The following is a 25,853-nucleotide window of genomic DNA, read 5'->3' on the forward strand; positions in this document are numbered from 1 at the left end:
CAGGAGAATAAAATGAGTACGACTTTACCCCCAATGCGTCAATTGAGTGAACATCTGCGCACGGCTGCACAGCTGTCATCAGATGAGGTGAGGGCCCTCGCTGAGCAGGGTGTTAAAACTCTGATTTGCAACCGCCCTGATGGCGAGGAGGAGGGGCAGCCCAGTGCAGAGTCGATGCGCACTTTGGCTGAATCTTTGGGAATGGATTGGTACTTTTTACCCGTTGTTTCGGGGCAAGTGACCGATGAGCAAGGCGATGAGTTTGGTGAAATACTCGCCAATGCGGAAGCGCCAATAGTGGCCTATTGCCGCACAGGTGCGCGTTGCGGTTGTCTATGGGCATTGAGTTTACGACATGAACACAGTGGTGAACACTTGGTTGAGTCGTTGAAGTTGGCGGGATACGATATGCCCGATTTCTTTAAACGCCTCCAAGGATAACAGATTGAATGAATCCACCTACACTTGATATGACGCGTTGGATGTCATTGGATGCGTAAGCAAAACACATCTCATCCAAAGGGAAATGCGTTGTACTCAGGTGTTTGGGGGCTGATTCGAGCGGGTGGCTATCAGCGAGCATTGTTTGTACAGGATCTGTCAGCGGCGCTGGTCGTGACACTAATGCTGATTCCGCAGAGTTTAGCCTATGCACTCTTAGCAGGCTTGCCTTTACATGTAGGGCTGTACGCCAGTGTTTTGCCTTTAGTGGCGTATGCGCTCTTTGGGACGAGTTCGAGTTTATCTGTCGGTCCCATGGCGATCATTGCACTCTTGATTGCCATCACGCTTGAGCCCTTAGCCATTAGGGGGAGTGAGGAGTACGTTGCGCTTGCCATGCTATTGGCGCTTTTGTCCGGAGTCTGCCTTATACTCATGGGTGTCTTGCGGATGGGATTTCTGGCGAACTTTCTAAGTCATCCTGTCATGGCTGCTTTTATAACAGCGTCCGCAATTATCATCAGTTTAGGTCAACTGAAAGGCATTACAGGTATTGCAGTTGAAGGCAGTACGGCGTGGCAGCAACTGAGCAGTCTTGTTCAATCAGCCCATACGCTTCACTGGCCAACACTGATGTTAGGGGTTGGATCACTATTTTTTCTTTTATTAATGAAGCGTTTTCTTTTGCCTTTACTGGCCCCTCTAGGGTGGTCGTCTAGGGTTGTGTTGCTCATTTCGCGTATGACCCCCCTTATGGCTATTCTGATGACGACGGGAGTGGTGTTTGCGCTAGGACTCCATGAGCAGGGTGTCAGTATTGTGGGAGCATTGCCTCAGGGACTGCCTCAATTCCAACTGCCCCAGATCAGTGTAGCGCACATACAGGTGTTGATCCCCGGAGCCATTTTAATCAGTTTGATTGGCTTTGCCGAGTCGATTGCCATTGCAAGAAGTTTGGGCGCGATGAGGCGACAGCGTGTGAACAGCAATCGCGAGTTGCTGGGTTTAGGTGCGGCGAATGTGGTGGCGGGTTTTAGTGGCGGGATGCCCGTGACCGGTGGCCTTTCACGCTCGGTCGTTAATTTTGATGCCGGAGCCGTCACCCCTTTAGCGGGCGTGATGACAGCCGCTTGTATTGCGCTCATTCTTTTGTATTTCACAGGTGTTCTTTACTATCTACCGCATGCTGTGTTGTCGGCCATTATCATTGTTGCCGTGCTTGGATTGGCCAATTGGCAGGAGTGTCGACATCTCTGGCATTACAGTCGCGGAGACGGCTTGTCATGGATTGTGACTTTTTTTGGCGTATTGGTGCTTGGTGTAGAAGTGGGGTTGGTTGTCGGCGTTCTTACCTCGTTAGCCGCTTGGCTGGGACGCAGCAGTAATCCTCATATGGCTGAAGTGGGTCGAGTGCCAGGCACTGAGCATTTTCGCAATACCCAACGTTATGATGTAGAACGCTCAGACCGCATTTTAACCCTGCGCATAGACGAGAGCTTAATGTTTGCTAACGCACAAGAGGTTGAAAACTATTTGTTGAATATGCTGGCGCAACGGACGGATGTTGAACATTTGGTGTTGATGGGGTCGGGGATTAATCATATCGATGCCAGTGCGTTGGAGATGTTAGAGCGTGTGAATGAACTCTTGTCAGAGCAAGGGGTACAATTGCATTTATCAGAAATCAAAGGTCCCGTTTTGGATCGATTACAACAGAGTCTGTTTTTGCAACATTTGAGTGGTCAAGTGTTTCTGACACAGCATCAAGCCATTCAGACACTGGATCAATTAGATAAGAAGGTTGACTGAATGTCCGACAGCTTGAGATTAAGGCCTGTGTTGAATGTCTTGGTCGCAGGCCATAGGCAAGAAAGACTGCAACGAAACTGGAAGCTGCACGGTACGAAACGCTCTGAGCATCTGAGAGACGCGTTGCATGTCGTTTTAGCACAGATCCAACGGGTAGGGTCGCAGGTATTTCAAGATGCTCATGTATTGTATGGGAATTCGCCGGAATTTAGGCTATTAACGGGTGTGGCGACAGGCGTCGATGAAGTGGCTAGGTCCTTGGCCCGTGCAAATGGCTATTCTTTAGAGATGATGACCGCATCTGCATCACCTGAATGGGACGATGATCGCCAACCGGTGTGTTTAGATCATCGGCGCATGCCGAGTAATATGGATGAGAGTGACTATCATCTAAGAGATGAGGTTGTGTTAACCTTTTCGGATGTTATGGTTGCCGTCTGGGATGAGCAAGAACCCATCAAAATACGCAGTGGTACGGCTCATTTGATCCGAAATGCTTTGGTGAGGCGGACGCCCGTTATTCTACTAACACTGCCAAAAGACAGTGATATCCCTGTTATTAAGCTGACGGAGTTAACACGCTTAACCGAAGCTCGTTTGCTTGAAATGCAGACAATGGAGTGTTCGCCGTATCAACTACTGGCATGCTTTTCTGAGATGAAGGATGCATCTTGTTTGTCAACACGTCTTGATGAGTATTTGCGCTTAATTTTGGCACCTTTTCAAATGTCTGATGCTGTTCAGGAAGAACTCCAGCAGCATCAGCAAATCATCGAACAGCCTTCATTTTTGCAATACTGTTTGCAAACATGTTGGTTTGTACTCAGCTTTGGATCTCTACCCAAACCGATGAATGTGAAGCACTGGCTTAAACGTCAAAGCACTTGGCTAAAGGCTATGTTTCACCCGCCGCAAATGAGCCAAGCATTTCGGGTGTATCGGATTTTACATTCGAGTGCAGGGCAGGAAACCCTTCAAGACAGAGTGATTCGGCATATTCATGTTTTTTGTATAGCCTTGTCACGTTTAGAGTTGCGTCGTTTGATGTCTGCATTTAAGCCGGGAGCCGGTGCACCTTCCGTACCCATGAATACTGAGATAAGCGCCCAAAACATTTGTGTTTCCTCAATGGGTTGGTCGTTTACTTGGGCTGATCAACAAGCGCATATTTACTCGTCTCGTCATAAGCACGATATTTGGGTTATCTATTTTGCAGCTGCATTTGCAGTGCTGTGTGCGGTGGCAGGAACCTTAAAAATATGGCCAGCTTCACAAGACGGCTTAACCTTAACTTGGGTCTTTTTTGAGTATTTTTTACTGCATTTTATTTTAAGGCGTGTATTGCGTTCGCGGTTTAATGATTGGCATGGGCATTGGTTGAGTTATCGTTTTATTGCAGAGCAACTGCGCTATGCAAATATTGGTTATCCGCAGTTTGTTTTTCCATCGTCGTTTCATCACTCGTATTGGACAGTGCAGCATAACGCGCTTTCGTTTAGAAGTGCAGAACTTTGGATCTTACAGAGGGTTTTGAAAACTCAAGGTTTGCCTAAGTCAGAAGCGGGGTATTGTTTATCAGACCAAAATCAAGTGCTTTTAGACGGTATGCAAAAGGTGGTTGATGAGCATCGCAGCTACTTCTTAAATAGCTATCAAACGTTGCATTATGAACACAGCTATTTGCACAAATTGGCATTTGGGCTCTTTGCGGTGACATTTTTGGCTGTAACAGTACATTTTTTTGTGAATTTATCCTGGATCTTGATTTTTACTGCCTTTTTCCCCGCTTGGGGGGCCGCGATACATGGCATTTTATCTCACAATGAAGTTGCACGAATGTCGGCGATGTCGGGTCGGGTATGGAGTCAGCTAGACACGTTTAACGATGCTTTTGTTTTGTATCGAGTGCGCTTACTCGAACCCGATAAAACGGCCCTCGGCGCTTGGGATAAAGCAAAGGAGCTGCGCGAAATGACTCGGGCTTTACTGCATATTCTGTCAGAGCAAAATCAAGAGTGGCGCTCCCTGTTGCAGCATAACCACCCTGATTTACCGGGCTAAGACGACCCTTTGATGGACCTGTTAGGCCGCATTGGCGTCAGCTCTTGGCAGTGGAATGACATCCACCGCCACCGATAAAAAGTCATTGCCGCCTCCGGTCATAACCCCCTTTAGTGGCGTTACATCGGCAAAATCTCTGCCCCAACCTAAAATGATGTAACGTTCATCGGGCAAGCAACCATTGGTAGGATCAATTTCGAGCCAGCCCCATTTCGGAATATATACCGCGAGCCAAGCATGCGTCGCATCCGCACCTTGAAGCTTTTCTTGTCCAGGTGGTGGCAGTGTTTCCATGTAGCCACTCATGTAGCGTGCAGCCAGTCCAAGTGAGCGTAAACAACCTATGGCCAGATGAGCAAAGTCTTGGCAGACACCGCGACGAGACGCAAGTACATCAAGTATGGGAGTTGCGATTGTTGTGTGCTCGGGGTCGTAAATAAAATCTGAAAAAATCTGCTGGTTGAAGGCAATAACAGCGTCAATCAGCGAGCGTTTGGAGGTGAAGCTCGCACGCGCATACTCCGCTAATAACGCATCATGACGAATAAAATCTGAGTCCAGCGTAAACAGTTTTGCTTCTAGATGTGCTTGATCAATATAGGTATCCAGAGTGTTATGCCCTGTTTTAAGCAGATCAACTGCACTTTCCCATGTCTGATTAAGATCTGTAGGGGGAAAGGGGCGTGCCGAGGTGGTAATAATACTGCTGGCTGTCACCTCAAGCGTGTTGTGTAGATCTTGCATCGAGAAGTAGTTGACACGATTGCCAAAAAAATCGCTTCGTTCACGTAATCTGACGGGGGCAGGTGAAATAGACAGCTCTGCGGATTCAACCTCTTGCCAAGGCATTATTCTGGGTAAGAGGCGTGCTTCATTATGGCTTAAGGTCACATCACCAGAATAATCGTATCGAGTGGTGTGACGCAATTCGTATTTCATAGCGTGTGTCAGTTGCTCTTGCTTAAAGTGTAACCTATTGTATCTAGACTTGGCATGCTTATACAGTGCTTTGCATGGTCACTAGCTGGCGAGGTGCTTCTACATGGCTAAAGTGACTGTGTGAAATGGCATTGGAAAGCTCTGACATGGGCTGAATTAATTGATCAAGCAGCGTTGCCAATGCGGCTTGTGCCTCCTCAGAATGATCAATGTTGACTAAGTTATCTAAGTCCGCAAGATGCAATGCACTCGTCGCCTGAATTACCAAACGCGTTTCTTGGTTGCGGTAGGGCGAAATATTCGGATGGGGCAATCGCTCAATTTGTCGGCTAAGTCGTTTCAACATGTATCCTACGGAGCGTGGGTTGGTTTCGTCAAATAAAAGCAAATCCAAGATCGCGGATGGATGCAGTTGTGAGCGATATCGGCGACGGTAAACGGTAAAGTTATCGGTCGTTGCCAATACCACTTCCCATAAAGGGATACCAGGATGCCTAGCGGTGAGCAAGGCCAAGCGTAGCAGTTCTAGGGATAGTAATATCCGCTCAATAAAACGGCCGATATCCAAGAAGCGCCAACCATAATGGTGCGGCATTGTTTCATTGCATAGACCAAAAAAGGCTGCCAGGTTCGTGACGACACCCTCTAAATGCCGTTGTGCCATAATGGCACTTTGAGCGCTTGGCATGTCGTTAAAACGTTGTCGAAGGTTGTTGACCGTGCGCCATGCATCGTCTCCTAAATGGTCGCGAACTGCACGGCAATTTCGTAGGAAGTGACTAAATAGCCAAGGCATGCCGTCATTGTGGTGTTCAGCAAAGAGTTCTAATAAACAATTTCGTAAATGCAAATACTCAGCACGTGTCAAGCGAGTGTTTTCAGTCGCGGCGGATTTCAGGGCCTTCGTTTCGCTGGGTACATCTGGATAGTCGAGTTCAAGGGCTGCGAATAAGTCGGGAATTAAGCGCGTGCCAGTGTCTTCTTGGTCTTCCTGTTGTAAGCGAGAAAAGGTTTCGCGTAGCAGTCGTGATCGGATGTCTAAGCGCTCGCCATAACGTCCCATCCAAAAAAGGCTGTCAGCCACTCGACAAGGGAGGTCGGTGCCGTCTCGAGTGACAACAATGGGACCATTGGCTTGACGCAACAAACTGATGTGCGGTTGCGGTACAGGCGCCATGACCCATATATCCTTAACGGTTTGGCTTTCCATTAACGGTGTACCTGCGTTGCCAATCCATGCGAGTCCGCCCGGCATAATACGGTATTGGCGTTCCGACAGTGGCTTAAAAAGGTCATCAGGTTCGACGAGGCTAAACAAGCGCAAGTTCACGGGTTGTGGTTCGAACTGGCGAGTTTTGACATTAAAAACAGGGGCGGTTGCTGCTTTCGGTTTATCCAATGCAACGAATAAATAGGGTTGTCGTTGGATGGATTTGTACAGCATTTCGCGTTCGTTGACCGATAGGTTTTCGGGTTTGATCACACGCGTCGGCATACGCACATCTTTAATGAGCCATTGTCCTGTTTCATTGAGTACACGCGTTAATTGTTGATCTTCTCCACACCATAGAGCATCTCTATTTTTTAAAAGCAGCGTTTCACCTAATAGGTGTTGGCAGAGTTCAGGCATGAAAGTAGATAAAGCGGGATGCTCCAATACGCCTGTTCCTAGAGCATTGGCAATTTCGACCTCACCGTTGCGTGCGGCTTGCATTAAACCTGGTACCCCAAGTAAAGAATCGCCTCGTAGTTCAAGTGGATCGCACCAAGGGTCATTGATCTGTCGAAGAATAATATCAACCCGTTTGAGCCCCCCGAGCGTTCTCATCGACACTTGCCCGTCACGAACGACGAGATCAGCGCCTTCAGCAAGGGTGAAGTTCATATAGTTGGCAAGCCACGCATGCTCGAAATAGCCAGGACTGCCAGGTCCTGGAGACAACAACACAATGTTGGGGTGCTCTTTCTGACCTCGGTTTAAACTGGCTAGACAGCGCAACTGTGCTTGTAAAAAACCCGCTAAGCGTTTTATTGGTGCTTCTCTATACAAATTGGGTAGGGCGCGGGCAAGGGTAATGCGGTTTTCGAGTGCATAGCCTGTACCTGAAGGAGATTGCGCCCAATCCCCCAATACTAGCCACTCACCAGAGGCATTGCGTATTAAGTCTGTGCTGTGAAAAATGATATAGGGACGATCCGGTGTTTCCTCTTCGTTCAAAGCCGGAAACAGATAGCTTGGGTGAGTGTAAATGAGTTCGGGCGGTAAAATCCCTTTTTTAATAACATTTCTTGGCCCATAGAGATCATCGACTAAGGCTTCCAATAAACGTACTCGTTGAATCAGACCTCTTTCCAGTCCTTCCCATTCATCTGTGCTGATTACATAGGGAAGACAATCCAGCTCCCAAGATCGCATGCGGCCGGGATCGTCTTCATAGGAGTTGAAGGTTACTCCGTTCTCATGCAATAAATTTTGCGCTTCTTCACTCCGAGCAAGCAGGGTATCGGTACCTAGCTGGCTGAACTCCTCAAGGAGAGGGTGCCATTGATTTCGAATGCGATCATCTGAGCTAAAGAGTTCATCATGTGCGTGTACGCCATGATGATTCAGTTGTTTAAGATACGCAGACAGGATTGCCTGTAATTCAGAGTTGAGTAAGCTGGGGTCGAACATTATCGGTACCGTATTGGGCCAAGAGGCGATGTTTGCCTCTTGGCGCTAAGTGAGATAAGACGAGTATAAATCAGAATCTCATTTAGGTCTGTGATCTCGGCGAAGATCTAAGGTATGAGGGTACTCAGGTTGGATCGTTTCCACCCCTATATCCATTTTTCCTTGAGTATGACCTTGCGCCCAGAAACGAGATAACCGTCTAGATTCTGCTGCATTTGCATTGACTGGGAAGTCTTCGTAATTGCGACCAGCTGGGTGTGAAACATGATAAATGCAGCCCCCTAACGAGCGCTGATTCCAAGTGTCGACTAAGTCAAATACCAACGGTGCATGAACTGGGATCATTGGATGAAGCGCTGAAGGCGGTTGCCAAGCTCTGTACCGAATGCCTGCAACGGCTTCGGAATTCACACCCGTTGGCTGTAGCGGGACTCTGCGTCCATTACAGGTCAAAATATGACGTGCAGGGTTATAGCCAAAGAGCTTGACTTGTAAGCGCTCTACCGATGAGTCTACATAACGTGCGGTGCCCCCGCCACTGACCTCTTCACCTAATACATGCCAAGGCTCGATGGCTTGTCGTAACTCAATTTGTACTTGGTCGTAGATGACCTGACCGTATTGAGGGAAGCGAAACTCTAAGAAGCTTTCAAACCAGCTCGGATCAAAATCAAAGCCATGTTCATGCAGGTCATGCAGTACATCTTTAAGGTCCTCCCATAAATAATGCGGGAGAAGCCAGCGATCATGCAGAGCAGTTCCCCAGCGCACCAGTGGTTTGCGATAGGGTGTTTCGCTAAAACGAGCCACCAATGCGCGTATGAGCAGTTGTTGCATCAAACTCATTTGGGCATGAGGCGGCATTTCAAAACCCCGCAGCTCGACTAAACCCAAACGCCCTGTTGGACTATCAGGGGAGTAAAGTTTGTCAATGCAAAACTCGGCGCGATGTGTGTTACCGGTAATGTCGGTTAACAGGTTGCGCAGCAAGCGATCTACAATCCACGGCTGAGGGATTTCACCCACAGGCATTTGTTGAAAAGCAATTTCCAGCTCATATAGGGCTTCATGTCGGGCTTCGTCAATACGAGGAGCCTGACTGGTTGGACCTAAGAACATTCCTGCAAATAAATAGGATAAACTTGGGTGGTGTTGCCAGAAGGTAATCATACTGGCCAGTAAGTCCGGACGCCTTAAGAAAGGGGAGTCTGACGGTGTTTCACCACCGAGCGTGACATGGTTGCCCCCTCCTGTTCCAGTGTGTCGACCATCGAGCATAAATTTTTCTGTACCCAAACGCGCTAGGCGGGCCTCTTCATACAAGCATTGAGTACGGCTCACAAGCTGACGCCAGGTTTTGGAAGGCATAATGTTGACTTCAATAACCCCTGGATCCGGTGTGATCAAGAACTTCTCTAAACGGTTGTCGGAAGGAGGTGGATAACCTTCGACGCAGATCGGAAGTGTCAATTCAGCCGCGGTCTTTTCTATGTGTGCCAAGAGTTCTAAGTAATCTTCTAGTCGCGGTAGCGGCGGCATAAAGACAAACAATTTACCTTCACGGGGTTCAACACACAGTGCCGTGTGAATGATGGGTCCATCAGCCGAGTCAGGTGTTTGTTCTTGAATATCTTGCTTTAGCGGTGTTGGCGTGTAAGGACCGCCTGTTTGTTTTGCTTGCAGATCGCTGTAGCGACTCGCGACCTCTCCATGCATGTCAGCCAGAGGGGCTTGATGTTCAAATAAGCTGGTGGGGTGCTGGGTGTCGTCGCGACCTGCAAAAGGCAGCGCTGATAATGGAAGTCTGAGACCCATAGGCGAATCCCCAGGAATCAGGTAGAGCGACTCACGTCGAATAGGCCAAGGGCCTGATTGCCACTTAAGAGTACTTGGGCTGCGATTCAGGGGCAGAGTGAAACCTGTGATTTCATCCAAACCACGCTCTAATAAACGCGCCAGTCGTGCACGGTTTTCATCGTCTTTAAGGTCTTCTTTACGAAGGTCAATATCAACGGGCTGCTGACGTTCCAGCCACAAGTAGTAGTAGGCATCTTCAAAGCAGGGAATGATCCACTTCTCGGCCACTCCGATACGCTTGGCCAAGCGGGTTGTAAAACTCTTGGCAATGTCAGGCGTGACTGAATAGTCTTTATACATGTCGGCCAGTAGGCTGTCATTTTTCCAAACAGGAAGACCGTCTTTGCGCCAGTAGCAGGCTAAGGCCCATCTGGGTAGGGGTTCGCCTGGATACCATTTTCCTTGCTGATAATGGATGAGACTACCAGGTGCAAAATGCGGTCTTAGGCGCTTTAAAAGCCCTTCTGCAAGGCGGCGCTTGTTGGGGCCTTGTGCTTCGGTGTTCCATTCAGGTGCATCCATGTCGTCAATCGATACAAACGTCGGCTCACCCCCCATTGTTAGACGCAAATCGTTGGCTTCAATCCGTTCGTCGACATAGTCACCCAGCGCCTCGATCTTAGACCACTGCTCGTCAGTGTAAGGCTTGGTAACACGTGGGTCTTCATGGACTCGGGTGACGCTCATTTCAAAGTCAAATTCAACCTCACACTTGTCCGAGAGTCCGGTAATAGGGGCCGCACTGGAGGGCTCGGGTGTTGCAGCCAAAGGAATGTGGCCTTCGCCTGCAAAAAGTCCCGATGTTGGGTCTAGACCAACCCAGCCAGCTCCTGGAATGAAGACTTCTGTCCAAGCATGCAAATCGGTAAAGTCAACCTCTGTACCTGAAGGGCCATCCAGAGCTTTGACATCTGCTGTAAGCTGGATGAGATAGCCAGACACAAAGCGCGCCGCTAAACCAAGGTGCCGTAAGATTTGCACCATGAGCCACGCTGAATCTCGACACGACCCCTGAGCTTTCGTTAAGGTTTCTTCGGCCGTTTGTACGCCAGGCTCCATACGAATCAAATAGTCGATGTCTTGCTCTAAACGCTGATTAATCGCGACAAGAAAATCAACCATAGGGGTAGGTTTATCGGCGACTTCACTTAGCCACTGGGTGAGTAATGGACCGGACTCAGTGATTTCTAAATAAGGTATCAGCTCTTTTTTTAATCCGTCAGGGTACTTAAACGGAAACGCTTGCGCATAGTCTTCAATAAAAAAGTCGAAGGGGTTGATAACCGTCATAGGGGCGATTAGCTCAACATCGACATGCAAATGCGTCACCTTCTCTGGAAACACCAATCGAGCTAGATGGTTTCCAAAGGGATCTTGCTGCCAATTTATAAAGTATTCACCACCTGAGACTTTGAGTGAATAGGCATCAATCGGAGTACGACTGTGTGGGGCCGGTCTGAGGCGCACCAAGTGAGGCGAAAGGTTGACGGGTCTGTCGAAGTCGTAACGGGTAGAGTGCTTCAGTGCAACACGTATGGTCATCGTCTTAATCCGGTCAATGATCGTTAAGTAAGTATAGTGAACGAACAGCAATTGATATGCCACTTATACTGCCTATTTATGTAATTCATAGTGAATTCTGAATAAAGGTAGAAAAAATAGGCTCACACGAACTATAGTCTAAAAACAACGACACATAGGTTTAGATATATTTCTGCACTGTTTTGGTGCTTATGCTGGGTTTTTTGATGAGCATTATGGTGCACAAATACAAGCGGTAGCGAAAAAACGCACATCCATATCAACAAAATAACGGTTGGTATGGCAATTGCTAATATTCTTGTAACATCTACAAATAGAACGGAATGCATGCCATGAGTAAAGTAAACTGGCAAAATTACGCGTGTAATGGCTTTTACGATGAGCTACTTGCAGGGCCTGGGCAACCGCGAGATGTTTCTCGGATGTTGTGTGAGTATTTAGCACAGTTGGATGCACGTGAATTAGCCGATCATAAAACGGCGGTTGATGTTGCAATTCAAATGATGGGGATCACCTTTACGGTGTACACCGAAGGCAGCATGATTGATCGCGCTTGGCCTTTTGATATTGTTCCAAGAATCATTCCTCTAGACGAGTGGCAACGAACCTCTGCAGGATTAAAGCAGCGTGTGCAGGCACTCAATATGTTCATTGATGATCTCTATCATGATCAGAAGATTGTCAAAGATGGTGTGTTTCCAGCAGAAGTGCTAGCGCAGTCCGTTAACTTCCGACCCCAGTGTGTGGGGATTACACCGCCGCACCGTGTTTGGGCACACATTTGTGGCTCTGATTTAGTCAGAGACAAGGATGGAACGCTCTACGTCCTAGAAGATAATTTACGAGTGCCGTCGGGCGTGTCGTACATGCTTGAAAATCGCAACGTCACCAAGCGTGTATTGCCTGAGTTATTTGCAACTGGGCGGATACAACCGGTTGATGATTACACCGATCAGCTATATGACATGCTAGCCTCTATGTCGCCAAGACCTGGAGATGATCCACAAATCGTCGTTCTAACCCCGGGTATCTATAACTCCGCGTATTTTGAGCATTCATATTTAGCTCAACAAATGGGAGTGGAGTTGGTTGAAGGCAGCGACTTGGTGGTAGGTGAAGACGACTGCGTGTACATGCGTACCGTGGACGGTTTGCAACGAGTTGACGTCATTTATCGCCGTATTGACGACATGTTCTTAGACCCTGAAGCCTTTAATCCTGATTCAATGTTAGGTGTCCCGGGCCTGATGCGGGCGTGGCGCAGTGGTAAAGTGGCTTTAGCCAATGCGCCAGGAGCGGGGGTTGCAGATGATAAGGTCGTGTATGCCTTTGTTCCTGAGATTATACGCTACTATCTCGATCAAGAGCCTCTCTTGCCGAATGTGCCGAGCTATCTGTGTATGTTCGAAGATGATCGCAAGTATGTGTTGGATAATCTCGACAAGCTAGTTGTAAAACCTGCGAATGAGTCGGGTGGTTATGGCATGTTGATTGGTCCTCACTCCACTAAAAAAGAGCGAAAAGTGTTCGCTGACTTAATTAATGCCAATCCGCGTAATTATATGGCGCAGCCTACGTTATCTTTATCAACCGCTCCGACCTTGTGTGATGAAGGAATGGAGCCGCGTCATGTTGACTTGCGTCCCTTTATTCTGTCGGGTGGTCAGTCTACCTATGTGACCATGGGCGGACTCACGCGTGTGGCAATGACCAAAGGATCCTTGGTGGTCAATTCCTCACAAGGTGGGGGTAGCAAAGATACTTGGATTGTCGATACTAAGAGGGGTTGAGTTATGTTATCAAGAGTTGCCGAAAGTGTGTATTGGATGGCTCGCTACCTCGAACGTGCGGAAGATACAGCACGGCTGATTAGTGTTAACAGTCATTTATTGTTGGACTTCCCTAAAGCAACCCGCTTGGGCTGGTCGTCTTTAGTGACCATTACGAGCAGTGATGCGGTGTTTGACAAGTACTATACAGAGAGAGATGAGGCCAGTGTGCTCAGCTTCTTCTGTGGAGATCGTCGATACAGTGGATCGATTGTTTCGTCACTTGCCGCTGCGCGAGAAAACTTGAGAACAACGCGTGATGTGATGCCTCAGCGTATTTGGGAGGAGGTGAATCAGCTTTTCTTAGCCATCAGTCATCAAGTTGAAGCTGGGATTACGCCCAGAAATCGCGATGCGTTTTTGAATAGAGTCATTCGCAGTTGTGAGACTGTGAATGGGATGATTGAGGGGACGTTGAGCTATACGCAGGTGAGAACCTTTCTGCAGTTGGGGCGTTCGATTGAGCGGGCGGACATGACAACGCGGATTATTGATGTTCGTTCAGAAAATTTATTGCCGCGCACGCCGGATGAAATGACGCCCTTTGAAACCTTGCAATGGGTGAGCGTTTTGAAGTCGTTAACAGGCTTTCAGATGTACCGTCAACATGTGCGGTTGCGCGTGAGAGGGCCGGATGTACTTCGTTTCTTATTGCAGGATGTGCGCTTCCCTCGCGCAGTTGCATGTGCGTTAACTCAAGTTTGTGCCGAGCTGAGCCAGCTTCCTGGTCATCTGCGCGCATTAACGGCAGCACAAAACTGTTTGGCGCATATCACCAGTGCAGACATTCCTCTTTTGTCTTCAGAGCCGGATCAGCTGCATCAGTACATCGATCAATTACAAATTGATTTTTTGGACATTCACGATGCTGTTGTCGACACTTGGTTCACTCTATTGCATGAAAAGGAAATTGTTGCACAGTTAGCGCAAACTCAAACGCAAAACTGAACGCATCTGACTCACAATATCTGGCACTCATCCGAGTGCCAGATTCAAGAATCTATCGACAACGCAGCGAACCCCCTTCAAAATACACCTTTATTATTTCAGGACAATGACAGAGGGTAAGGAATGTCGCAGGCTTTGATCAGTATCAAATATTCAATTTTGAGCTTTTTGGGTTTAATCGCTGGGCTGTTATGGTCACCCTTGGCCGTGTATCTGGATATCGTGGTGATTGGTCATGGTATGCCTGAACAAGGCGTCACGGAGATTAGCCAAACGATTTTTATTGGGTTATCCGCAATTATTTTTTATAAGCTGATGTGGATGATGCCTGAACAACGTGGCTTTTCGGTGCTGGTGGCGGGTTTATTTCTTTGTATGTTTATTCGCGAGCAGGATGCGCTGTTGGATATGATGCAACCGGGTTTATGGCAATATTTGGTTGCAGGTGTTGCCGTGTGCTCAATCTTAGTGGCCTGTTTTTGGCGCAAAAACCTCTGGGTGTCGATGGCTGAGGCGGCAAAATCCTATCCATTTGCGTATGTTTTGACTGGAATCGCATTGCTGTTGTTTTTTAGCCGAGTGTTCGGAACGGGTGCGCTCTGGGAAGCGATTTTTATGCACGATTTTGATCGTTCGGCGCCAAGATTGGTTAAAAACACGATACAGGAAGGTATTGAACTCGCCGCCTATGCGTTCATTTTGTATGGGAGTCTTTTGTATCATTGGGAGCAAAAATCGGTTGGTGTTCAGCAAGCGCAGAAAGAAAAACATTCTTAAATGTTTGTTTGACGGTTCATTTGATTAGACCTGCCTTTCGCGTATTTTTAAAAAAAGCCGTGTCCATTTTTTAAAATGACGACACGGCTTTTTGGCCTAGAGTAAAACTTAATTGGCTTTGTTATTCACCATAAAAGAGCGACCGGCTGTAAACGCACCAATAATTAGGACTGAACCCACGGCAGGGATCAGGTAACCTTCGACTTGTGGAATGGTTCGTAAAAACACGAACGCAACCGCTGTTGGGGCAATAAATCTGACCAAGAACTGCCAAACTTTGAACCACTGATCATTGGTGGCCATTTCCCGAATCACTTCATCACGGCTCAACGCCCAGCCTGCAAACAAGGCAATCAGTAACCCGCCCAACGGCATTAGAATGTTTGTTACAAACTCTAACACATCAAAGGGTGAGCGATTAAACAGCGTATGGGTAATGGTGCCTTCTGACCAAATATTGAAGCTAAATACGGTCACTAAGCCCAGCAACCAACAGCCAGCAATCATAATGCCAACGGCTGTAGGGCGGCTTAAACCGTACTTTTCAACCAGGAATGCAGCCACGGGCTCGACAAGCGAGATGGCAGAGGTCAAGGCAGCACCGATCACTAAAATGAAGAAGATTCCCCCTAATAGAATACCGCCAGGTAGGTCAGCAAAAGCGATAGGCAGTGTGACGAACATCAAGCCAGGTCCTTGTCCTGCTTCCATCCCGCTGCCAAAGACCAAGGCAAAAATTGCAATACCTGCCAATAAGGCAATGACGGTATCGACGACAGCAATCGAAATTGCCGTGCGTGTTAGGGAGGCTTCACTGGACATGTAGGCACCATAGGCCATGATTGCACCCATGCCTAAGCTCAAGGTGAAGAACGACTGCCCCATGGCTTGTAACCAGCCTTCAAGGCTTAGATCCGATAGATTGAACGTGAACAAAAACTTCATGGCTGCCACCGCGTCACCTGCGATAATGCCATAGGCAAGTACAATCAGCAGGATGAAGAACAGGGCTGGCATCATAAAGCGTAATCCGCTTTCAATTCCTTTATGGATACCCATGCCGACAATCGCACCCGAGGCGAGAATGAACAGGGTGTGGTAGAGCAGGAGAAGACCAGGTGATGCGAGAAGGTCGCCAAATGCAGCCCCGATCGTTTCAGAACTGGCTCCGCTCAAGGATCCTGAAAACATAAGTCCAGTGTAGTGAATCGCCCAGCCAGCAATGACCGAGTAGAAGCTTAGGATAATGAAGGCCGCTGCTGCACCCATCCAGCCGATAATTTGCCAGTTGGAGCTAGTGCCATGAGATTTGGTGAGGTACTTCATACCCATGATTGGGCTTTTACGACTTGCACGACCGAGTAAGCTTTCAGCAATCAGGATGGGAATGCCCACCACGGCAATGGTGAGTGCATAAATGAGTATGAAGGCTCCGCCACCATTCTCGCCTGTTAAGTATGGGAAACGCCAGAGATTCCCGAGGCCGACAGCCGAGCCAACGGCGGCAAGCAGAAAGGTCCCCTTATGGGTCCAAATTTTAGGTGAGCTCATAATTTTGGCTGATCCGTTATAGTTAGAGTTATATAAACTGTGTACAAACCGCCGATTTTACCTTATATCAATAGGCGGTTTTTTTTGAAATATCCAACTATAAGACAGAAAGATTTGTCTAAAGGCCAAAAAATACGAAAATTACCTAATTCTTTAGGTTTCGAGCAGAAAGGTGACAGGGCCGTCGTTGAGTAGCGAAACCTGCATATCGGCACCGAACTGCCCTGTTCCTATATGTTGATAGGCCGCTTGGGCGCGCTGAACAAAGTAGTCGTAAAGCGCTTCTCCTTGTTCGGGTGCTGCGCCCATTGAGAAGCCAGGCCGTAACCCTTTTTTGGTATCTGCGACGAGTGTAAACTGCGAGACAATCAAGAGTCCACCATTGACTTGCTGGACATTAAGATTCATGCGCCCAGTCTCATCGGAAAAAACGCGATAATTCAGCACCTTGTGGATCATCTTATCGGCAGATTCTTCTGTGTCTTGCTTTTCAATCCCGAGCAGGAGGAGCAAGCCCTGATGAATGTTGCCGATGCATTCTTTATCGACATGAACGGACGCATGCTGTACACGTTGTATCAGGCCTTTCATGGTGTAGTGGTTCCAAATTTAGGCTTTGAGTTGAGCAAACTGATCGGTTGCTTTGATCAGGTTATCGGTTATCCCTGGTTCAAATGCCGAATGCCCTGCATCACGAATAATATTCAGTTGTGCATTCGGTAGTGCTTTGTGCAATGCAAAGGCCTGCTCGATTGGACAGACAACATCATAACGGCCGTGGATAAGGGTTATAGGGATGTCTTGAAGAACATCGGCATTTTTAATGAGTTGGTTATCCGTCATAAAACTATTGTTAATAAAATAATGTGCTTCAATTCTTGCCATGGCTAAAGCGATGTGAGGATCTCCAAAGTGCTCGGCAATATCCGTATTTGGATGAAGGGTTGAGCAGCGGCCCTCCCATATCGACCAAGCTTTCGCGGCGGCCATGCGCGCCAGCTCATTGTCAGAGGTTAGGCGTCGATAATAGGCCGCTAGCATATTGTCACGCTCTGCTTCGGGAATCACGCTGATATAGTCTTGCCAATAGTCTGGAAAGATTGCGCTGGCCCCTTGTTGATAAAACCAGTGGATATCCTGATGGCGGCATAGAAAAATGCCGCGCAAAATCATACCTAGAACACGTTCGGGATGCGATTGGGCATAGGCCAGTGCCAAGGTTGATCCCCACGAGCCACCAAACAGTAGCCATTGCTCTATGTTGAGATGCTGGCGTAGGGTTTCCATGTCGCTGATTAAGTGCTGTGTGGTGTTGTTCTCTAAGCATGCATGAGGGGTGGATTGCCCGCAGCCGCGTTGATCAAACAGAACGATTCGATAGGCTTGTGGATTAAAAAAGCATCGGTGTGCGGGTGATATTGAACCACCAGGGCCACCGTGTATAAAGACGACAGGGATGCCTTGAGGGTTGCCGCACTCCTCTACGTATAGAGTATGCTGTTCGTCGACAGCTAGGTAATGTTGAGCATAGGGACTGATTTCAGGATATAAAACCCGCATGGTTGGCTCCACCGAAGACACTGATCATAGATATGTCGCATCATAACGCAAAAAGGCAGCCGAGGCTGCCTTTTGGTCATGTGTCCTGCCTACGAAGGGCAGGCTCAATGATTACTTTTTGTTGCGCTTGCGCTCGTTTTCTTTCAGAAGCTTCTTACGAACACGGATTGCAACAGGAGTTACTTCGACCAGTTCATCGTCTTCGATAAAATCAAGCGCTTGCTCAAGCGAGAAACGAATTGGTGGTGTCAGTACGATGTTTTCATCGGTACCGGATGCACGCATGTTGGTGAGCTGCTTGCCTTTGGTTGGGTTAACAACCAAGTCATTTGAGCGTGCGTGGATACCAATAACCATCCCTTCGTATACTTCGATACCTGGGCTGACGAATAAACGACCACGCTCTTGCAGGGTGAAAAGCGCAAAGCCGAGTACTTTACCGTTCACCATAGACACGAGAACGCCATTATTGCGCGCGGCAACTTCACCGTCTTTTACACGACCATAATGATCGAAAACAGAGGTCATGATGCCCGTGCCTGAGGTCATGGTCATAAACTGACTACGGAAACCAATAAGTCCGCGAGAAGGGATCATAAAGGTAACGCGAATACGTCCTTTACCGTCCACTTCCATGTTGGTCATGTCGCCTTTACGCTTGCCAAGTTCCTCGATGACAGAACCTTGGTGCTGCTCTTCGACATCCAGCATCACCAATTCGTACGGCTCGCGTATTTCGCCATCGATTTCTTTTTGAATAACTTCAGGACGAGACACGCCGAGTTCAAACCCTTCACGACGCATGGATTCGATCAAAACCGATAAATGAAGTTCGCCACGGCCTGATACTTTGAATTTCTCAGGAGAGTCGCCTGGCTCTACACGCAGCGCTACGTTGTGAATTAATTCACGCTCTAAACGCTCTTTAATGTTGCGGCTGGTAACAAACTTGCCTTCTTGACCTGCGAAGGGAGAATCATTCACTTGGAAGGTCATAGAAACTGTTGGTTCATCAACCGACAGTGCTGGCAGTGCTTCAACGACGTTAGGGTCGCAGATGGTGTCTGAAATGTTCAACTGGTCGAGGCCCGTGATACAGACAATATCACCGGCTTCCGCTTCAGGAACTTCGACACGCTCAAGTCCATGGTAGCCCATGACTTGTAATACTCTGCCACTGCGCAATTGAGCATGGCTGTCTATTACTTTAACTTGAGTGTTGGTTTTCAGACGTCCACGTGTAATACGGCCGATACCGATTACACCTACGTAGCTGTTGTAATCCAATGCCGAGATTTGCATTTGCAATGGGCCTTCTGGATCAACACGTGGCGGATGAACGTGTTTAATGATGGCTTCAAACAGCGGCGTCATGTCTTCAGCCATGTCATCCGCGTCTAAGCCAGCGATACCATTTAGCGCTGATGCGTAGACAACAGGGAAGTCTAACTGTTCGTCAGTTGCGCCAAGGTTATCGAACAGATCGAATACCTGGTCCATTACCCAGTCTGGGCGTGCGCCTGGGCGGTCAATCTTGTTGATGACGACAATTGGGTGTAAGCCCTGAGCAAAAGCTTTCTGGGTTACGAAACGCGTTTGAGGCATTGGGCCGTCAACCGCATCAACCAATAAAAGAACAGAGTCTACCATCGAAAGAACACGTTCTACTTCGCCACCGAAGTCCGCGTGCCCCGGTGTATCAACGATATTGATACGATAGTCGTTCCATTTAATGGCGGTGTTCTTGGCTAGAATCGTGATACCGCGTTCACGTTCTTGGTCATTCGAGTCCATGATTCGCTCAGCGGACTCATCACGGCGCGTTAAGGTGCCGGACTGCTGCAGCAGTTTATCGACGAGGGTCGTTTTGCCATGGTCGACGTGGGCGATGATAGCAATATTTCTTAAGTCTTCGATCACAAGTTTGTACCGGTTCTTTGTCTAAAGCGCATTATTATACGCAACTAACCCCGAACAAGCGACGAAAGTTTGATGACATTTTGAACATGTCAATTAAATTTATATTTGCACCGGGATGGCGCAAATTTGCGGTTGATCCAGTATGATTTAGACGTGCATTGCACAAAATACGATCGTCGCCAACCTGTTTTGTGGGTGTTAATGGTGCGTTTTTGATAATCGTGCCTCTTAATGGTGCAAAAAATGAATCACTACCAATTTGTCGGCTCTTAAGAGCCCTGATTTGGCGGGGTTTTTTACACTGGCACGTTCATTGCTTGTACTGATGTAAGCGGTTACGCCGGATATTTTCTGCATCCGGCCTCCGGCAAATTCATATAGCTAACATGTGGAGAGAGTCGTATGTCAGAGAATACTCTGAATCTGATCAAAGAGAGCGGTGCTAAGTGGATCGACATGCGTTTTACTGATTTCAAAGGTAAAGAGCAGCACGTTACCATTCCAGTATCTGATATGGGTGATTCCTTCTTCGAAGAAGGGAAAATGTTCGATGGTTCCTCTATCGCAGGTTGGAAAGGAATTCAAGAATCTGACATGATCCTGATGCCTGATGACAGTGCATCGGTTCTGGATCCTTTCACTGAAGCGCCTACTGTTATTGTTCGTTGCAACATCGTTGAGCCTGCGACTGGCCAAGGCTATGACCGTGACCCACGTTCAGTTGCTTTGCGTGCTGAGCAGTACTTGGCCTCTACGGGTATTGCTGACTCTGCAATGTTAGGCCCAGAGCCAGAGTTCTTCGTATTTGATGAAGTAAACTGGCATGCTGATATCAGTGGCTGTGGTTATACCATCTCCTCTGAAGAAGCGGCTTGGTCTTCAAACATGAAATTGGAAGGCGGTTCACGTAACACTGGGCACCGTCCACGTGTTAAAGGCGGTTACTTCCCTGTTCCACCAATCGACTCTTTGCATGACATTCGTGCCGCAATGTGCGACGCAATGGAAGCAATGGGCTTAACCATTGAAGTGCATCACCACGAAGTAGCCACGGCTGGTCAGTGTGAAATCGGTGTACGCGGTAACACTCTGGTTAAGAAAGCCGACGAAGTTCAAATCCTGAAATACTGCGTGCATAACGTTGCACATGCGTATGGCAAAACAGCTACCTTTATGCCAAAACCTTTGGTTGGTGATAACGGTTCTGGTATGCACGTTCACTTGTCTATGTCCAAAGATGGTAAAAACATCTTCGCAGGCGACGGTTATGCGGGTCTGAGCGATTATGCACTTTACTACATCGGCGGTATTATCAAGCACGCTAAAGCGCTGAACGCTATTTGTAACCCATCAACCAACTCCTACAAGCGTTTGGTTCCAGGTTTCGAAGCACCCGTTATGCTGGCGTACTCTGCGCGTAACCGTTCTGCATCACTGCGTATTCCGTACACTACTTCACCGAAAGCACGTCGTGTAGAGGCTCGTTTCCCTGATCCAGCAGCGAACCCATACCTTTGCTTTGCAGCGTTGTTGATGGCGGGTATCGACGGTATTCAGAACAAGATTCACCCTGGCGACCCAGCGGATAAAGATTTGTACGATCTGCCAGCTGAAGAAGCTAAGTTGATCCCAACCGTTGTCGGCAGCTTGACTGAAGCCTTGGATGCGTTGGAAGCGGATCATGAGTTCTTGACCAAAGGCGGCGTATTCTCTAAAGAAATGCTGGATGCTTACATTGGTCTGAAGCGTGCTGAAGTTGAGCGTGTCAACATGACCACTCACCCAGTTGAATTCGATCTGTACTACTCTGTTTAATTCTATTAAACGATAAAAAACCTCCTTCGGGAGGTTTTTTTTTGAGTAAAGTTTCAGTGCGTGCTTAAATGTTTTGTGCACTAAATTTGTGCTTTGTAGGTGCTCTTGAACCTTTAGCCTGTCCATAATGTTTCATGCAGTGCCCGTAAATGGGCGTTGGGGCGTGAAGGCAAAAGTGGCCTCCTTTTTGCAAATAGAAGTTACAGAGGTGGAGGCCGCATGTTTAGTTTAGATACATCAAAACAAACGTTAGAAAACTTAACGACATCGGTAGTGATGTTGGATAAAGAGTTGCGGGTAAAGTATATGAACCCTGCAGCTGAGATGTTGCTGCAAATTTCCTATCGTCGTTTAAGAGGTAAGCCTTTAACGGAATGCGTGGTCTTTGCAGAAGACGATGTGCGCTTGTTAAAAGATGCGTTAAAAACATCGCATCCCTTCAGTAAGCGGGAAGCTAGGATTGTAACGATCTTATCCAACGAGCTGTTGATTGATTACAGCGTGAATCCACTGTCAAACTCGGGGCTGCTGCTCGAAATCCAAGCCCGTGACCGTTTAATGCGCATTGAACGTGAAGAGGAATTGCTCAACCGCCATGCAACTGCGCGATCATTGGTACGCGGTTTGGCTCATGAAATTAAAAATCCACTCGGAGGGATTCGAGGAGCTGCACAGCTCTTAGAGCGAGAGCTTGATAACCCTGAGTTGCATGATTACACGCGGGTTATTATTGAAGAAGCGGATCGTCTCAGAAATCTCGTTGATCGATTATTGGGGCCTCATAATTTACCACGGATTGAGGAAATCAATGTCCATGCACTCCTTGAACGAGTATGCAGCCTCGTCGATGTTGAGTCCAATCACTTAATTCGTTTCGTCCGCGATTATGACCCAAGTATTCCTGAGTTTTTGGGTGATAAAGAACAGCTAATTCAAGCCATACTGAATATTTTGCGCAATGCGATGCAGGCGTTACAGGAGGCCTCAACACCTGAGCCGAGTATTCTCTTGAGAACACGGGCTCATCGTCAAGTGACCTTAGGGAGTGAGCGACACCGGCTCGTTTGCTCAATCGAGATCATTGATAACGGGCCGGGGATTCCTGAAGATTTGGTGAGTTCGATTTTTTATCCTATGGTCACTGGGCGTGCAGAAGGGTCGGGGTTAGGCTTGTCGATCGCACAGGCTATTATCAATCGACACAAGGGTTTGATTGAATGCAGCAGTGAGCCAGGGCAAACACGTTTTCAATTACTAATTCCTCTGGAGCAAAACAATGAAATCACCGGGTAATGTCTGGGTTGTCGATGACGACCGGTCTATTCGCTGGGTTTTAGAGAAAGCCTTAAGCTCGGCGGGAATGAAAACCGCTATGTTTGAGTCAGCCGATGATCTAATCAAGCGACTGGACAAAGAACAACCTGATGCCATCGTCAGTGATATCCGCATGCCGGGTATGGATGGATTGGCATTATTGAATCATATCCAATCCATTAATCCAGATATGCCGATCATTATTATGACCGCGCACTCGGATTTGGACAGCGCGGTGGCATCCTATCGTGGCGGTGCATTTGAGTATTTGCCGAAGCCTTTTGATGTTGATGATGCTGTCGCATTGGTGCGTAGGGCCGTTGAACACGCCTATGAGCGGCGTATTCAATCGCCTGAAGTAGTGGATGATACAACGGCTGAAATTATTGGTGAAGCGCCTGCCATGCAGGAAGTGTTTCGTGCGATTGGTCGGCTATCTCAATCCAATATCACCGTCTTGATTAATGGTGACTCTGGAACGGGCAAGGAGCTTGTCGCACATGCACTGCATAAGCACAGCCCTCGGGCGGAGCATCCCTTTATTCCGTTGAATATGGCGGCTATTCCTAAGGACTTGATCGAGTCTGAGTTGTTTGGGCATGAAAAAGGGGCCTTTACCGGAGCGGCAGCAGCGCGTCGTGGGCGTTTTGAGCAGGCGGATGGTGGAACCTTGTTCTTGGATGAAATTGGTGACATGCCTGCGGATACGCAAACGCGCTTACTGCGTGTGCTGGCGGATGGCGAATTTTATCGTGTCGGGGGACATACGCCCGTCAAAGTGGATGTTCGCATTATTGCCGCGACCCATCAAAACCTAGAGAGCTTAGTGAAAGAAGGTCGCTTCAGGGAGGATTTGTTTCATCGTCTGAATGTGATTCGCATTCATATACCAAGGCTCTCTCAGCGTCGTGAGGATATTCCTCGGTTAGCGCGTCACTTTCTGGCTCGATCAGCTGAAGAGTTAAGTGTTGAGCCTAAGCTGTTAAAAGCCGAGACAGAACAGTTTATTTGCGATCTTCCTTGGCCGGGTAATGTTAGGCAGTTAGAAAACACCTGTCGTTGGTTAACGGTCATGGCATCAGGGCGTGAGGTGCTGGTTTCTGACCTGCCACCTGAGTTGTTGGATCAGCAAGATCAAGGCCTGGCCTTAAGCGGTAATTGGGAACAGTTGCTTCGTAATTGGGCGGATCAGCAGTTAACAAATGGTCGTAAAACCATTCTCAATGAGGCCGTTCCGCAATTTGAACGAGCCATGATTGAGGTAGCGTTAAAGCATACAGCGGGACGTAAACGCGATGCCGCGGAGTTATTAGGCTGGGGACGCAATACGCTTACACGTAAAATTAAAGAGCTGGGCATGGAAGACAGTTCAGGCGATGAGGATGAGGACGAGTAGGTTAGTCGCTGGCAGGCTCAAGGGGCGCAACGCGCTCCATGCTTTGCAGCGCTTTCATACGTTGCTCGTGACGTAGGGCTACGGCATACTCAGCGACGGCTCTGGCTTGATGTTCGGTTAAATCTGGAAAATGCCCCATTGGGTGCCCAAATTGGTAGCCGTGTTTAATGATCAGAATAACATCGTGTTCTTGCAGTTGATTGACACCCGGTGGAAGGTTTTGAAGCTCAGGGCCCAGACCTCTGTAGGTGTGGCACTCTTTACAATAGTAAGCATACAGATCCACGCCTTGCGTCATTTTGGCAGGATTGTTTGCATCGCTGCAGCCCGCTAACCCTGCAAGGCTGATGAGGGTGAGGAGTAGATGTCGAATACGTATGCGCATTCAGGCCTCCAATGCGACTAACGGAAGGGCTGCTCCCGCCAGAGCCAATACGAGTTGTGCCATAATCAACCAAGGGTCATGTTGCCCTTGTCCTTTTATCGCATGGTCTGCCAAGGCCGCTTGTGAAAGCATTTTTTCTAAATCGTCTAGGTGTAATCGCTGACAGGCTTTGAGAACAGGACCTTTACGCTTACCCCAGACCTTTTCTTTTTGGCAGAGTGTATCCGCAGATAGACCGCGCGATAAACCTTGTATTAACGAATAGAGCGTTCGGATTTCGCGCGTGATGGCCCAGAGCACCACTGGGGCTTCAACGCCTTCTTGCCGAATAACCTGCAATATTTTCTGACAACGCACAGGTTGTCGCATAAGCGCGGCATCCATCAACGCAAATACATCATAACGTGAGCTATCGGAGACGGCTTCTAAAATTTGCTCAGCCGATATGTGGCCATCTGAGCAAAGAAGTCGTAACTTATCCAGTTCTTGACGAGCCGCAAGTAAGTTGCCTTCAACCCGATCCGATAAAAGCTGTGCGGCTTCCGTGTCGAGGTGTAGACCAATCGCATTGCCTCGTTGAATCAGCCATCCTGATAATTGTTGTGGCTCAAGTGGCCAGATTTCGACCATCAAGCCCCGTTTATCAATCGTGCTGTACCATGCACTTTTTTTACTGCCTGCATCTAGCTTATCTGCCACTAATAAAAGTGTAGTATCCGGTGCTGGATTGTCTAGGTAGGCTTGTAGGTGCTGGCTATCTGCTTTGTTGATTTTGGATTCGCCTAAGCGTATCTCAAGAATTTTTTGTTCAGAAAACAGCGAGAGCGCATTGGTGCTTTGCAGCGTGCCTTCCCAGCTGAAGTTCCCATCGACGTGAAAGACCTCTCGTTCAGAGAAGCCTTTCTGGGACAGAAAACGACGAATGTAATCGCAACTTTCTAAAGACAGCAAGGGTTCATCCCCATATACAAGGTATACAGGGAACACCGGATTTGAGCTCAGTTTGGCCGGAAGGTCTGTTGGGCGCAGTTTCAT

General features: G+C 48.1%; 18 protein-coding genes. 9 read left to right on the plus strand and 9 right to left on the minus strand.

All coding sequences use genetic code 11. From position 1 onward, the window contains the following. Nucleotides 1–12 precede the first annotated feature (12 nt). From F5971_RS07815 to F5971_RS07825, 3 genes are read left to right on the plus strand one after another with little or no spacing between them, the layout of a single operon-like run. Nucleotides 13–441: a protein tyrosine phosphatase family protein gene (locus F5971_RS07815; protein WP_193494634.1), complete on the plus strand. Its 429-nt coding sequence runs from the start codon at nt 13–15 to the stop codon at nt 439–441. A 51-nt stretch (nt 442–492) separates the two neighbouring features. Beyond that, nucleotides 493–2,250 (plus strand): SulP family inorganic anion transporter, encoded by a 1,758-nt coding sequence (locus F5971_RS07820; protein WP_193494635.1) that lies wholly within the window; start codon nt 493–495, stop codon nt 2,248–2,250. Next, nucleotides 2,251–4,311 (plus strand): hypothetical protein, encoded by a 2,061-nt coding sequence (locus tag F5971_RS07825; protein WP_193494636.1) that lies wholly within the window; start codon nt 2,251–2,253, stop codon nt 4,309–4,311. Between the two features lie 21 nt (nt 4,312–4,332). Here F5971_RS07825 and F5971_RS07830 read toward each other — a convergent pair whose 3' ends face one another. The 3 genes from F5971_RS07830 to F5971_RS07840 form a co-directional block, all read right to left on the minus strand. Continuing rightward, nucleotides 4,333–5,250, minus strand: a complete 918-nt coding sequence (locus F5971_RS07830) for a transglutaminase family protein (protein WP_036514072.1) — start codon at nt 5,248–5,250, stop codon at nt 4,333–4,335. Between the two features lie 58 nt (nt 5,251–5,308). Continuing rightward, nucleotides 5,309–7,924, minus strand: a complete 2,616-nt coding sequence (locus F5971_RS07835; protein ID WP_036514069.1) for a circularly permuted type 2 ATP-grasp protein — start codon at nt 7,922–7,924, stop codon at nt 5,309–5,311. Between the two features lie 78 nt (nt 7,925–8,002). After that, nucleotides 8,003–11,323 carry a transglutaminase family protein gene (locus F5971_RS07840; protein WP_193494637.1) on the minus strand — a complete coding sequence of 1,107 codons (3,321 nt, stop codon included), beginning with the start codon at nt 11,321–11,323 and terminating at the stop codon, nt 8,003–8,005. Nucleotides 11,324–11,655: 332 nt separating this feature from the next. On the opposite strand from F5971_RS07840, the gene F5971_RS07845 reads away from it, so the two are divergent. The 3 genes from F5971_RS07845 (at nt 11,656) to F5971_RS07855 (ending at nt 14,877) form a co-directional block, all read left to right on the plus strand. Beyond that, on the plus strand, nt 11,656–13,113 hold the full coding sequence (locus F5971_RS07845) for a circularly permuted type 2 ATP-grasp protein (protein WP_036514066.1): 1,458 nt from the start codon (nt 11,656–11,658) through the stop codon (nt 13,111–13,113). A 3-nt stretch (nt 13,114–13,116) separates the two neighbouring features. Beyond that, nucleotides 13,117–14,100 carry an alpha-E domain-containing protein gene (locus F5971_RS07850; protein WP_036514063.1) on the plus strand — a complete coding sequence of 328 codons (984 nt, stop codon included), beginning with the start codon at nt 13,117–13,119 and terminating at the stop codon, nt 14,098–14,100. A 123-nt stretch (nt 14,101–14,223) separates the two neighbouring features. Then, nucleotides 14,224–14,877, plus strand: a complete 654-nt coding sequence (locus F5971_RS07855; protein ID WP_036514060.1) for a hypothetical protein — start codon at nt 14,224–14,226, stop codon at nt 14,875–14,877. A 108-nt stretch (nt 14,878–14,985) separates the two neighbouring features. On the opposite strand, the gene F5971_RS07860 is transcribed toward F5971_RS07855, so the two are convergent. From F5971_RS07860 to typA, 4 genes are all read right to left on the minus strand, one after another. Then, entirely contained in the window at nt 14,986–16,428 is a 1,443-nt protein-coding gene (locus tag F5971_RS07860) for a sodium-dependent transporter (protein ID WP_193494638.1), read from the minus strand. A gap of 153 nt (nt 16,429–16,581) precedes the next feature. After that, a complete protein-coding gene (gene dtd, locus F5971_RS07865; RefSeq protein ID WP_036514055.1) occupies nt 16,582–17,019 on the minus strand; it encodes a D-aminoacyl-tRNA deacylase in 438 nt (145 codons plus the stop codon). An 18-nt stretch (nt 17,020–17,037) separates the two neighbouring features. Further along, entirely contained in the window at nt 17,038–17,988 is a 951-nt protein-coding gene (pip, locus tag F5971_RS07870; RefSeq protein ID WP_036514052.1) for a prolyl aminopeptidase, read from the minus strand. Between the two features lie 111 nt (nt 17,989–18,099). Continuing rightward, complete coding sequence (gene typA, locus F5971_RS07875) at nt 18,100–19,908, minus strand: translational GTPase TypA (RefSeq protein ID WP_193494639.1); 1,809 nt, start codon at nt 19,906–19,908, stop codon at nt 18,100–18,102. Nucleotides 19,909–20,310: 402 nt separating this feature from the next. Here typA and glnA point away from each other — a divergent pair, with 402 nt between their 5' ends. The 3 genes from glnA (at nt 20,311) to glnG (ending at nt 24,433) form a co-directional block, all read left to right on the plus strand. Next, nucleotides 20,311–21,723 carry a type I glutamate--ammonia ligase gene (glnA, locus tag F5971_RS07880; protein WP_036514049.1) on the plus strand — a complete coding sequence of 471 codons (1,413 nt, stop codon included), beginning with the start codon at nt 20,311–20,313 and terminating at the stop codon, nt 21,721–21,723. A gap of 219 nt (nt 21,724–21,942) precedes the next feature. Then, complete coding sequence (gene glnL / locus F5971_RS07885; protein WP_036514046.1) at nt 21,943–23,016, plus strand: nitrogen regulation protein NR(II); 1,074 nt, start codon at nt 21,943–21,945, stop codon at nt 23,014–23,016. Continuing rightward, the gene (gene glnG, locus F5971_RS07890; RefSeq protein WP_193494640.1) at nt 23,000–24,433 is read left to right on the plus strand and encodes a nitrogen regulation protein NR(I); all 1,434 of its coding nucleotides are present in this window, start codon (nt 23,000–23,002) and stop codon (nt 24,431–24,433) included. Before glnL ends, glnG begins: the two co-directional genes overlap by 17 nt. Before the next feature lies 1 nt (nt 24,434). On the opposite strand, the gene F5971_RS07895 is transcribed toward glnG, so the two are convergent. Further along, on the minus strand, nt 24,435–24,818 hold the full coding sequence (locus F5971_RS07895) for a c-type cytochrome (protein WP_036514043.1): 384 nt from the start codon (nt 24,816–24,818) through the stop codon (nt 24,435–24,437). Further along, a complete protein-coding gene (holA, locus tag F5971_RS07900; RefSeq protein WP_036514040.1) occupies nt 24,819–25,853 on the minus strand; it encodes a DNA polymerase III subunit delta in 1,035 nt (344 codons plus the stop codon).

It is taken from the genome of Nitrincola alkalisediminis, assembly GCF_009821115.1.
Lineage (GTDB): Bacteria > Pseudomonadota > Gammaproteobacteria > Pseudomonadales > Balneatricaceae > Nitrincola > Nitrincola alkalisediminis.